The sequence below is a fragment of the Rothia sp. HMSC069D01 genome (assembly GCF_001810135.1).
In the GTDB taxonomy this organism is placed as follows: Bacteria; Actinomycetota; Actinomycetes; order Actinomycetales; family Micrococcaceae; genus Rothia.
On record NZ_KV800082.1, the window covers coordinates 1 to 12,167 of the forward strand.

The 12,167-nt window shown below is 60.0% G+C and carries 9 protein-coding genes and 1 other RNA gene; 9 read left to right on the top strand and 1 reads right to left on the bottom strand.

Going from position 1 to position 12,167, the window contains the following annotated elements; translation table 11 throughout:
* Positions 1-204: 204 nt before the first annotated feature.
* Positions 205-301: signal recognition particle sRNA small type (ffs, locus tag HMPREF2710_RS01470), an RNA gene on the bottom strand.
* 217 nt (positions 302-518) lie between these two features.
* Between ffs and HMPREF2710_RS01475 the strand changes: the two genes are divergently transcribed.
* From HMPREF2710_RS01475 to purL, 9 genes are all read left to right on the top strand, one after another.
* Entirely contained in the window at positions 519-3,359 is a 2,841-nt protein-coding gene (locus HMPREF2710_RS01475) for a DNA polymerase III subunit gamma and tau (protein WP_070599140.1), read from the top strand.
* A 178-nt stretch (positions 3,360-3,537) separates the two neighbouring features.
* Entirely contained in the window at positions 3,538-4,704 is a 1,167-nt protein-coding gene (gene recR / locus HMPREF2710_RS01480; protein WP_070599142.1) for a recombination mediator RecR, read from the top strand.
* A gap of 187 nt (positions 4,705-4,891) precedes the next feature.
* Positions 4,892-6,187 carry an aspartate kinase gene (locus HMPREF2710_RS01485; protein ID WP_070505882.1) on the top strand — a complete coding sequence of 432 codons (1,296 nt, stop codon included), beginning with the start codon at positions 4,892-4,894 and terminating at the stop codon, positions 6,185-6,187.
* A gap of 227 nt (positions 6,188-6,414) precedes the next feature.
* The gene (locus tag HMPREF2710_RS01490; RefSeq protein ID WP_070505880.1) at positions 6,415-6,885 is read left to right on the top strand and encodes a helix-turn-helix domain-containing protein; all 471 of its coding nucleotides are present in this window, start codon (positions 6,415-6,417) and stop codon (positions 6,883-6,885) included.
* Complete coding sequence (locus HMPREF2710_RS09525) at positions 6,879-7,322, top strand: PIN domain-containing protein (protein ID WP_256387945.1); 444 nt, start codon at positions 6,879-6,881, stop codon at positions 7,320-7,322. Before HMPREF2710_RS01490 ends, HMPREF2710_RS09525 begins: the two co-directional genes overlap by 7 nt.
* A gap of 268 nt (positions 7,323-7,590) precedes the next feature.
* Positions 7,591-8,541, top strand: coding sequence for a 3-methyladenine DNA glycosylase (locus HMPREF2710_RS01500; protein ID WP_070599144.1), 951 nt, complete (start codon positions 7,591-7,593; stop codon positions 8,539-8,541).
* 122 nt (positions 8,542-8,663) lie between these two features.
* Complete coding sequence (gene purS / locus HMPREF2710_RS01505; RefSeq protein ID WP_005507194.1) at positions 8,664-8,915, top strand: phosphoribosylformylglycinamidine synthase subunit PurS; 252 nt, start codon at positions 8,664-8,666, stop codon at positions 8,913-8,915.
* A 5-nt stretch (positions 8,916-8,920) separates the two neighbouring features.
* Positions 8,921-9,733: a phosphoribosylformylglycinamidine synthase subunit PurQ gene (gene purQ, locus HMPREF2710_RS01510; protein ID WP_012904196.1), complete on the top strand. Its 813-nt coding sequence runs from the start codon at positions 8,921-8,923 to the stop codon at positions 9,731-9,733.
* Between the two features lie 25 nt (positions 9,734-9,758).
* Positions 9,759-12,077 (top strand): phosphoribosylformylglycinamidine synthase subunit PurL, encoded by a 2,319-nt coding sequence (purL, locus tag HMPREF2710_RS01515; protein WP_012904198.1) that lies wholly within the window; start codon positions 9,759-9,761, stop codon positions 12,075-12,077.
* The last annotated feature ends 90 nt before the right edge of the window (positions 12,078-12,167 follow it).

Consider the following 12,167-nt stretch of genomic DNA (forward strand, 5'->3'; position numbering starts at 1 on the left):
CCTCCAGCTATGTTTTCTACGCATTGCGTAGGCAACGAATAAAACTTTACTACGCTTTTGCGAAACGTGCAAGCCCTGGATGGGAAAAGTAACAGAAAGCACATTTGTGGTTGCTTGTGTCCTCGCTTTTGGACGAGGCGCAGGCGGAGCGGGCACGTAGTGCATATGACGGGTGCGAGCTACCCAGGTACCCGTTTTTGGGTAAAAAAAGACCTCCTACGCACCCGTCATAGCTCGAATACCCTTGCTACCTTCCGGTCCTGGGGGAGTTTTCCAAGATAACGCCACGTAAGAGGCAAGAACCAGTGTACCGGATTTTTGGGTTCTTGGGAATTCGGTGCGTCCGCGGTATTTCTGTGAGCGTACTTGCTACCCGGGTAAGCGTCCATAGTAGGTGTCACGGTGGCGGTGGTGCGGTGACGTGTTCGCCGGTGACTGTCGGCCACTCGGGCTGAGGGGTAAAGCGTCTAAAATGGTAGGGATTGTCCTATCCGCACCCCCGAGTTGAAGAGGTTGCCGTGAGCACTGCCCTTTATCGTCGTTATCGCCCCGAGACCTTTGCTGAGGTTATCGGGCAGGAGCACGTGACCGAACCTCTTATGGTCGCTTTGGAGAAGAACCGTGTGAATCACGCGTACCTGTTTTCGGGTCCGCGTGGTTGCGGTAAGACCACGTCGGCGCGTATTTTGGCGCGTTGTTTGAACTGTGCGCAGGGTCCGACTCCTACTCCGTGTGGTGTATGCGATTCGTGCCGTGAGCTCTCGCGTGATGGTGGCGGTTCTCTTGACGTGATTGAGATGGATGCGGCGAGCCACGGCGGCGTGGATCATGCCCGTGACCTGCGTGAGCGCGCTACTTTGGCGCCGGTGCGTGACCGTTACAAAATCTTCATTATTGATGAGGCGCATATGGTGACCCGTGAGGGTTTCAATGCGCTGCTGAAGATTGTGGAGGAGCCGCCGGAGCACGTGAAGTTTATCTTCGCGACGACTGAGCCGAATAAGGTGCTGGGTACGATTCGTTCGCGCACTCACCATTACCCGTTCCGTCTGGTTCCGCCGGAGGTTCTTCTGCCGTTCCTGCAGGGCCTGTGCGATCAGGAGCAGGTGGCTGTGGAGCCGGGTGTGCTGCAGCTGGTGATTCGTGCTGGCGGCGGTTCGGTGCGTGATTCGCTGTCGATTCTTGATCAGCTGATGGCTGGTGCGTCTTCGCAGAGCGGTATTGAGTATGACCGTGCGGTGGCGCTGCTGGGTTATACCCACGCGCAGCTTCTGGATGAGGTCATTGAGGCGTTGGGTGCGAAGGATGCGCCGACTCTCTTTGGCGCGGTGTCGCGTGTGGTGGCGACCGGTCAGGATCCTCGCCGTTTTGTGGAGGATCTGCTGGAGCGTCTGCGTGATTTGATTGTGGTGAAGGCTGTTCCGCAGGCTGCCGGCCAGATTTTGCAGGGTGTTCCGCAGGATCAGTTGGAGCGCCTGGGCCAGCAGGCTCAGGCTCTGGGTGAGCGTGAGCTGACGGTTGCTGCGGGTACGGTCAATGAGACTCTGAATGGTATGACGGGTGCGGCGAATCCGCAGCTTCAGCTGGAGTTGCTGTGTGCTCGTCTGCTTCTGCCTGCGGCGGAGGGTTCTGCCGGTGGCGCTGAGGTTGCGGCGTTGGCTTCTCGCCTGCAGGTTTTGGAGCGCCGCGTGGCTTCTGGTACTGCTGGTTCCTCGGGTTCCGCTGGTTCTGCCCCGGCGCAGGGCGGCATGTCTGCGGCTCGTGCGGCGGGTATGGCGGCGGCTGGTCTGACGCCTAAGACCCAGGCTTCTAGCGCCCCGGTTCAGGAGGCGGCTCAGCCCGCGCAGCAGGTAGCCCCTCAGCAGAGCGGCTCTCAGCAGGGCAGTTCTCAGCATGCCAGCGCAGGTGCTCCCCCGCTGGCTGGCGCGCCCCTTAGCGCCGCCCCCTTGGCACAGACCGCGCAGGCTCCTGCAACTCAGGCACCTGTAGCTCCGGCCGGTGCTCCCCTGGCGGGTAACGCCCCGGCGGCACCTCATGCTCCGGAGGCGCCTCATGCCCCGGCTTCTGCAGTAGCTGCGGCGGATACCCCCTCCGCGCCTCTGAAGCTTGACCCGAACGATCCGCTGGCGGCGGTTCAGGGTAATTGGCGTGCCATTCTTAACCGAATGAGCGTTCCCGGTGCGGCGGAGCAGCTGATGAAGGTTCGCCCCGCCTGCATGGACGGCGCGACCCTGTACGTGAGCGCCGACATTGCGACTTTGCGCGCGGTCAAGGGCTTTGTGCCCGAGCTGACCGCCCGCGTGAGTGAGTTCCTGCGCCGCCAGGTGACCATTCACGCTCAGGTGGCGAAGCCCGGCGAACAGGTCAAACCCGTAGCTCAGCCTGCTGCGCCCAGTGCTCCCGCAGCTCAGCCTGCAGTTCCGGCGGCTGTTGCCCCGCAGGCGCCTCAGCAACCCGTTCAGCAGACTCCCCCGCAGCCCGCTCAGCCGGCCCCGCTGGCTGATGGTCCGCGCGGCGGTGAGGATGCGTGGCGTCGCCACGGTCAGCCGCTGACCGGCGCAAACACCCCCGAGTCTACGAGCGTGGATGCGCCCCTGGGTGCGTGGGAGGTTGCCCCGATTCCGCAGAGCGCCCCCGAGGAAGCACCTCAGCAGGCTGCCCCGGCTGTACCGGCTACGCCGCAGGCACCGGCTGGTCCGCTTGCGCCTGAGCCCCCGGCAGCCCAGCAGGTTCCGGCTGGTCAACAAGTTCCGGCAGCCCAGCAGGTTCCGGTTGCTCCGGCGGGCGGTTTTGGTGAGCGTGATTCCTTTGCGGCCTCCGGTAGTGGAGTTCCGCAGCAGGAGAGCGCTACTGAACCCCAGCATGTACAAGAGCCCCCGTTCTCGCAGGAGCCCCCTCACATGGAGGAACCTCCGTATGAGGAGGAGCCCCCTTTTGAGGATGAGCCTGCCTACGCTGAACCGGTTGAGGCACCCACCGCGCCCGCAATGCCTGCTCAGCCTGTAGCACCGGCAGGCCCACTTGCTACTCCGGTTGAGCCTGCTGGTCCGCTCGCTACTCCGGTTGAGCCTGCTGGTCCGTTGGCAGAGGCACCGCAGGCGGCACCGGCTGATACTGCTCCGGCAAGCGATGAGAAGCCCGCAGCACAGGCTTCTAACGCACCTGCCACACCGACTCCTAATGCGCCGACTCCCAGCGCACCGGCGGCACCGGCTCACCCGGCACGCGCCGCGTCCGATGAGGACTACGTCTCTGAGGATGACGAGAAGGTCGAAAACAGCACCTTCATCGGTCTGCGCGCTATCGAAAAAATTATTGGTGGCACCGTCATCGACGAACGCCCCCTGCACCAGCCCTAATCCAGGGTTGTAGGTGCCGCGCCCGCCATCGCACCGATGGCGGGCGCACTCATTCCAGCCGCATACTCGCTACGCGAAACGCCCCTAAACTGTCAGGGTTTGGGTGCATACTCATAACGTCGCCCAAGAACAGCGCACCAACGCACCAGCACAACACACCGCACCTGAAGGAGAAGCCATGTACGAGGGAGCAGTTCAAAACCTCATTGATGAGCTCGGCCGCCTGCCGGGCGTGGGCCCCAAGTCGGCTCAGCGCATCGCTTTTCACATTCTGAATGCGGATGCTGCCGATATGGCGCGCCTAGCCAACGCCATTTCCACGGTGAAGACCAGCGTCAGCTTCTGTGAGGAGTGCGGTAACGTCTCCGAGACGAAGCTGTGCACAATCTGTCGTGATGAGCGCCGCGACCCGTCCGTGCTGTGTGTGGTCGAAGAATCGAAGGACGTGGTGGCGATTGAGCGCACCCGTTCCTTTACCGGCCGCTACCATGTGCTCGGCGGCGCTATTAACCCGCTGGCGGGTGTGGGCCCGGAGCAGCTGCGTATTCGTGAGCTAGTGTCCCGCCTGGCGGATGAGCGTATCCAAGAGATTATTCTGGCGATGGACCCGAATCTTGAGGGTGAGGCGACCGCAACCTACCTCTCGCGCATGCTCGTGCCACTGGGTGTGCGTCTGTCGCGTCTCGCGTCGGGTCTACCGGTCGGTGGCGACCTGGAGTACGCGGACGAGATTACCCTGGGCCGCGCGCTGGAGGGCCGCCGCGTCATTAGCGAGGGCACGGCGGTGGCTCATACTGCCGCCGAGGATTTTGAGCGCGTGAACCGTGAGGAGGAGCAGGAGCGTGAGCAGGCGGCTCAGGTTCAGGCTCAGGAGGCGAAGCAGAGTCGTCGCCGCTGGAATTCGAGCATGTTTGATGACCTGGATTCTGAGGATTCTGCAGGTTCCCGCACGGAGGCGCCCGCCGGCGTGCAAGGTACGGTGGATGAGCAGCTGATTGAGCGGGTCCTGCAGGAGGCTGAGGAATCCAGCGACAAGGAATCCGGCGCGGAAGAATCCCGCCGTGAGGGCTCCCCCACCGATTCTGGTGCGGGCTCTACACCTGAATTGGCAGAAGCAGAAGCAACCCCTGACTTGGGCGAAAACTCCGGCGAGGAGGCTCCGGCGAGCGCCGCCTCCGAACCCACTGAGGCACCCGCAACCGAGCAGGCGGAAGATGCGCCGGAGGTGTTCCGCACCCCCGACTATGAGGAGAAGATCCGCACTATTCAGAACGCCCCGTTGCGCACCCCGAAGCCGGATGTTCCGCCGCTGCCGGGTGTCACTTATGTGAACCCGTGGACCTAAAAACTCGCCTCCGCGGGCGTGCTGTACCCGCCTCCGCATCCCGCGTCACCACCGCGTAATACTACGTAATATTTCACGGGGCAATACATACGGGTGCACAGTTCGCCGCTTGCGCTGAACGCCGTTTACTATAAATGAGGAGCCGGCGCCTGCCGGTAGCACACAAGTAACTGACCTGGAGATATCAATGAGCCTGATCGTCCAAAAGTTCGGCGGTTCCTCCGTAGCTGATGCGGAGGGTGTAAAGCGCGTTGCCCGCCGCGTCGTGGACACTCAGAAGGCAGGTAACGATGTGGTCGTCGTGGTGTCCGCTATGGGTGACACCACCGATGAGTTGCTCGACCTTGCCGCAGAGGTCACCAGCAATGTCGTTCCCTCGCGTGAGCTGGACATGCTGCTGACCGCCGGTGAACGCATTTCGACCGCCGTCCTGTCGATGGCCATTAACGACCTGGGCGCTAAGGCGCAGTCCTTCACCGGTTCGCAGGCTGGCATGATTACCGACGGCGTGCACGGTTCGGCGCGCCTCGTGGAGGTTCGCCCCGATCGCATCCGTGAGTCCGTCGAGGCCGGAAATATCGCGATTGTGGCCGGTTTCCAGGGCATGAACCGTCAGAGCGGCGACATTACGACCCTGGGCCGCGGCGGCTCCGATACGACCGCCGTTGCGCTGGCCGCCGCGCTGAACGCCGATGTGTGCGAGATTTACTCGGACGTGGACGGCGTGTTCACCGCCGACCCGCGCATCGTGCCGACCGCGCACAAGCTGGATACCATCACCAGCGAGGAGATGCTGGAGATGGCGGCGAACGGTGCAAAGATTCTGCACCTGCGTAGCGTCGAGTATGCTCGTCGCTTTAACTTGAAGCTTCACGTGCGTTCTTCGTTCTCGGACCTTGAAGGCACTATCGTGGTTCCGGAGGAGTCCGCGGAACTGACCCCCATTCATCTGAAGGAGATTCCCTTGGAGCAGCCCCTGATTTCCGGTGTCGCGCACGATCGCACCCGCGCAAAGATTACCGTTGTTGGCGTTCCGGACGTTCCCGGTTCGGCCGCTAAGGTGTTCGGCCTGATTAACGAGGCGAAGGTAAACCTGGACATGATTGTTCAGAACGTTCCCACCGACCGCCCGAACGTGACCGACATTTCCTTCACTCTGGATCAGGCTCAGGGCGACGCTGCGCTGAAGGCGCTGAAGGCTGCGCAGGCTGAGTTGGGTTTCCAGGAGGTTATTTACAACGAGTCTGTGGGTAAGCTGTCGCTGGTTGGCGCGGGCATGAAGACCAACCCCGGCGTTTCGTTCACCTTCTTCGAGGCTCTGTCCTCGGCGGGCGTAAACATCGACATGATTTCGACCTCTGAGATCCGTATTTCGGTGATTACTGAGCTGAGCAAGCTGGATGAGGCTGTTCGCGCGGTGCACACTGCGTTCGGTCTGGATGCTGAGGGTGAGGCTACTGTTTACGGTGGTACTGGCCGCTAGAGTTTAGCTCGTTTGTGAGCTGTACGCTTCGGGAGGGGCGGTGCTGGTTTGGTCCGGCGCCGCCCCTCCCTTTTGTCGATGTATAGGTGAAATAACTGAAACACTTTACAGTTATTTCAGATAGGGGTAAGGTTGTGTCAACCGTGGATGAGCCTCCCCCGAATGACATACGCCCCATCGACGTGGTGTCTTCAGGCGCTTATTCACCCAACCCCAAGGAGAAGATGATGACCACCACCCTAACCACCCCTCTGGAGGAAGATACCCTCAACCAGGCTCGCGCAGAGGCGCGGGAGATTCTCAAGAACTCTGAAGAAACCACCATTGAGCTGACTGTTTCAGGTCGAGAAAGCCAGCAACTTGGTGATGCCCTTAACCAGGTCATTCAGCACGTTCTCCATGCCCTAGCGCAGGGTCAGAGTATTGACGTTCAGGTTGTCCCTCACGATTTGACGACGACCGTTGCGGCTCAGCGTATCGGTATTTCCCGCCCCACGCTTATGAAGGCTATTCGTTCTGGTGACCTTCCGGCGCATAAGGTGGGTAGCCACTTCCGTATCCGTACTGAGGACGCTGACGCTTTCCGCAAGACCCTTTTGGAGAAGACTATCGCGCAGAAGGAACAAGCTCTCAAAGATCTTTGGAAATTTGAGGAAGAGAACAATCTCAACGACATTATCGGAGGACCTGCGTGGTAAAAGAGAGCACATTATCAGATGCTGAATCTGTCCTACTGGATACGAACATTCTGATGTCTAAGACTCTTCGCGATTGGATTCTCCTTTTGACAAAGGAGAGTGACTACAGATTTTTCGCTCCATACGTATCCACCCGAATCATGGATGAGTTTGGATACCACACACGCCGAAAGGACCCAATGATTCATGATGCAAAAATTGAGAAATGGAAACAACAAATCCTGACATCCTGCAAGTCCCTAATCGCAGGTTCCCCTGTTGAACCAGTTGCTGGCTTTCCCGATATAAACGATCTTCATGTGCATGCTGCCGCCCAACACGGCGGCATGCACGCATTAGTCACCGATGACCGCAAACTGCTCGATTATGCTTCCACGGAAGAAGCTCAGAATATTCAAAATTATGAGACACTCAGCGCGGATGATTTTCTGATGTAATTCACCGAATACGCTCATCCCTCCTTATTTGCCGAGGTCTATCTTTCCCAGGAATCTTATGCTCACTCTAAGGGATTCACGGAGACTGATATTCCTCGCGCACTTGAACGAGCAGGAGCGGGTCAATTTGCCCGTTATCTTCGAACTGCAGTGATTAATAGCCCACAGTTTGACGATTATGAACGTGAGTTTAAAGCCCGGTCTTCTAGTAACTAGATAGACATTGCTACGTCCACTACCTTGTCACAGCATCGTTTAGGCTAGAAGCATGAGTAGTGTTGTGTTTTCCCAGGTGATGGATGCCCGCGAATGGCGTGCCGCCGCTGCCGCCCATGAGGCGCGTGCCGGCCGCTACGCCGACCCGTTTGCGCAGCGTCGCGCCCGCCACGAAGTGCACCCCGTGGAGGACTTCCTCTTCACCTACTACACGCTCAAGCCCGGCCAGTTTAAGCGCTGGCACCCCGGCGCCGGCATCATCCTGCTGGATGCGCCCGAGCGCGCCTCCTGGCGTTTTTACCGACCCGCCACCGAGCAGGAGCTCCTTGACGCTGGCTGCACCCTGCAGGTTGCGCGCGCCCAGGCGGATGCCGCCTCCGCCGTCACCGTGGACGTCACCGACTTCGTGGAGCGCCGCGCCACCGCCCTCGCCTTCACCCACGAGATCCTGCGTAACACGGCCGCAAAGAAGGGCCAGTTCGGTTGCTTCGGCATGCACGAGTGGGCGATGGCGTACAAGTCGGTGGAGAACAATATCCGCCACGACTACCTACAGCTGCGCCTGGGTGCGGAGGGCACGGACCGTGTGGTGGAGGAGCACCGCATCCGCTGCTCGCACTTTGATGCGTTCCGTTTCTTCATGCCGCAGGCGGCACCGATGAACGAACTGCAGCCGACCCGCGAGTTGCAGCGCGTCCTGGAGCAGCCCGCGTGCCTGCACGCGAATATGGACGTGTACAAGTGGGCGTATAAGTTGCTACCGCTGGTTGATTCGACCCTGGTCATGGATTGTTTCGACCTGGCGTGGGATGCGCGCGAACTGGATATGCGCGCAGCCCCCTACGATATTCGCAGCTGGGGGTACGAGCCGATTCCGGTGGAGACCACCGAGGGTAAGGCCGAATACGTGCGGATTCAGCGTGAGCTGTCGGAGCGTTCGATTGAGCTGCGTGAGCGCCTGTTGCAGGTGTGCGAGCGCTATCTTCCACCCCTCGAGGCGTAAAAGACGTGATTCGAGCCTCTTAGGGTATCCACCAACCGAACACATACCCCCGTTACGGTCGTTAGTACGGTAAGATGAGATACGGCTCATACAGAACCCACGCACCCAAGGAGTGCCCACACATGGCCCGTATTGTTGTTGATGTTATGCTCAAGCCCGAAATTCTTGACCCGCAGGGTAAGGCTATTTCTCACGAGCTGCCCCGTATCGGCGTTGATTCCTTCGTGGATGTTCGCCAGGGTAAGCGCTTCGAGCTGACCGTCGAGGGTGAGGCTACTGAGGAGCACCTCGCAGCTGCCCGCAAGGCTGCTGAAGAGCTGCTGTCGAACCCTGTCATCGAAGACGTTGTGAACGTTTCGGTTCTGGAGGACTAAGACTTATGGCTGAGTCCCTCGCACCTACTGAAGTCCCCCTGGTTGGCGACTTTTCTACTTATTCTCCGAACCCCGCTTTCGCTGATGCACGCGTTGGCGTGGTGACTTTCCCCGGCACCCTGGATGACCGTGACGCTGCACGTGCTGTCCGTCTGGCTGGCGGTACCGTCGTTGAGCTGTGGCACGACGACGCTGATTTGAAGAACGTTGATGCCGTCATTATTCCTGGCGGTTTCTCCTACGGTGACTACCTGCGTGCTGGCGCTATTGCTGCGAAGGCTCCTGTGATGCGTTCGGTGATTGATGCCGCTAACGCTGCTGGTACCTCCGGTTCCGCTCCCCTGCCTGTTCTGGGTATTTGCAATGGTTTCCAGATTCTGACTGAGTCTCACCTGCTGCCCGGTTCGATGATTAAGAACGATCACCGCAAGTTCATTTGCCGTGACCAGATTCTGCGCATTGAGAATAACTCCACCTCCTGGACGAGCAACTATGCTGCTGGCCAGGAGATTGTTGTCCCTCTGAAGAACCAGGACGGTCAGTATGTTGCTGACCAGAAGACTCTGGAGGCGCTGGAGGCTGAGGGTCGCGTGGTGTTCCGCTACGTTGGTTTCAACCCGAACGGTTCCCGTAACGACATTGCTGGTATCAGCAATGAGCGCGGTAACGTGGTCGGTCTGATGCCGCACCCGGAGCACGCTGTGGAGCCTGGCTTCGGTCCTTCCTCTTCTGGTTTTGGTGAGGTTTCTCTGCGCGGTGGCGCCGATGGTCTCGGCGTGTTCACCTCCGTTCTTGCCAACCTGATTAACGCCCGCTAACGCACGACAAGGATTCTAAGAAGTTATGAGCGAAAAGCAGTTTAACCTCGACACCGTCGAGCACGCGGCGGCAACCCCGGACACCGAACTCCCCTGGGCTGAGCTGGGCCTGAAGGAGAACGAGTTCGAGGATATTAAGGAGATTCTTGGTCGCCGTCCTACCGCGGCTGAGCTGGCAATGTACTCGGTCATGTGGTCCGAGCACTGCTCCTACAAGTCTTCTAAGGTTCATCTGAAGCAGTTCGGTGCGAAGGTCACCGATGAGATGAAGAAGGACCTGATGGTCGGTATCGGTGAGAACGCCGGTGTGACCGATATTGGTGACGGCTGGGCTGTTACCTTCAAGATTGAGTCCCACAACCACCCCTCGTACGTGGAGCCCTACCAGGGTGCTGCGACCGGTGTGGGCGGTATTGTGCGTGACATTATTTCCATGGGTGCACGCCCGATTGCTGTGATGGATCCGCTGCGTTTCGGCGCGATTGATCACCCGGACACCGCCCGCGTTATTGGCGGCGTGGTTGCCGGTATTGGTGGTTACGGTAACTCCCTGGGCCTGCCGAACATCGGCGGCGAGGTTGAGTTCGACTCCTGCTACCAGGCAAACCCGCTGGTCAACGCACTGGCTGTGGGCATTATGCGCCACGAGGATATCCGCCTGGCGAACGCATCGGGCGTGGGCAACAAGGTTGTTCTGTTCGGTGCGCGCACCGGTGGCGACGGCATCGGCGGTGCGTCGGTGCTGGCGTCCGAGTCTTTCGATGACACCAAGCCTTCGAAGCGTCCTGCCGTTCAGGTGGGCGACCCCTTCGCTGAGAAGGTTCTGATTGAGTGCTGCCTGGAGCTGTTCAAGGGCTCCGTGGTGGAGGGTATTCAGGACCTGGGTGCTGCGGGTATTTCCTGCGCAACCAGCGAGCTGGCTTCTAACGGTGAGGGCGGCATGCACGTGGACCTGACCAAGGTTCTGCTGCGTGACCCCACCCTGACCCCGGGCGAGATTCTGATGTCTGAGTCTCAGGAACGCATGATGGCTGTGGTCTCCCCCGAGAACGTGGAGCGCTTCGAAGCGATCATGAACAAGTGGGGCGTGGAGTACTCCTTCCTCGGTGAGGTCACCAACTCTGGCCGCCTGGTCATCGAGTGGGACGGCGAGGTCATCGTGGATGTTGACCCCCGCACTGTTGCACACGACGGCCCGACTTACGAGCGTCCTTACGCACGCCCGGAGTGGCAGGATGACGTTCAGGCTAACCACTTCACCGGTTCGGCTGCTGACGATTCCCGCCCGCGCGGTAAGGAGCTGGGCGAGGCAATCAAGGCGTTCATGGCGTCCCCGAACATGTGCTCCAAGTCCTGGATCACTAACCAGTACGACCGCTACGTTCAGGGCAACACCGCCCTGTCCATGCCGGACGACGGCGGTGTGGTGCGCGTGGACGAGAACACCAACCTCGGTGTTGCTCTGGCGACCGACGCCTCCCCTCGTTTCACCTACCTGGATCCGTACGAGGGTGCTCGCGCGTCCTTGGCTGAGGCGTACCGTAACGTTGCGACCGTTGGTGCACGCCCCGTGGCTGTGTCTGACTGCCTGAACTTCGGTTCTCCCGAGGATCCGGATGTCATGTGGCAGTTCGCTGAGGCTGTTCGCGGCCTGGCTGATGGCTGCATGGAGCTGGGTGTTCCGGTGACCGGCGGTAACGTGTCCCTGTACAACCAGACCGGTGGCAAGGCTATTAACCCGACCCCCGTGGTCGCGATGATGGGCGTGATGGATGACGTCACCCGCCGCACCCCGTCGGGTTGGGCTCCTGAGCATGACGGTCAGGCTATCTACCTGCTGGGTACCACTCGCGATGAGCTGGACGGCTCCGAGTGGGCTCGCTTCAAGGGTCACCTGGGCGGTCAGCCGCCGAAGGTTGATCTGGCTCTGGAGCGTCAGCTGGGTGACATGCTGGTGAACATGTCTCGTGACGGCATGATTGATGCTGCACACGACGTGGCTGCCGGCGGTCTGGCTGCAACTCTGGTTGAGGCTTGCCTGCGTTTCAACACCGGTGCCCGCATTGGTCTGGGTGAGGTTGCTGAGCGTGACGGTCTGGACCTGTTCACTCTGCTGTTCTCGGAGTCCCTGGGCCGCGTTGTGGTTTCGGTTCCGCGTTCTGAGGAGGTGCGCTTCAAGGATATGTGCACCGCTCGCCAGTTCCCCTTCGCACGTATTGGTGTGGTGGATGCTGAGTCGAACGCTCTGGACTTCCAGGATGAGGTTTCCATTGACCTGGATGAGTTGCGTGCAGCTCACGAGGGCACTCTTGCAGCTCACTTCGGTGAGGTTGCGAAGGGCTAGTTTTCGACTCGTTTGAGACTAACGCCGAAAGGGGCGGATGCTTGTGAAAGCATCCGCCCCTTTTGTTATGCCCGCTGGCTTGTGCGTTGA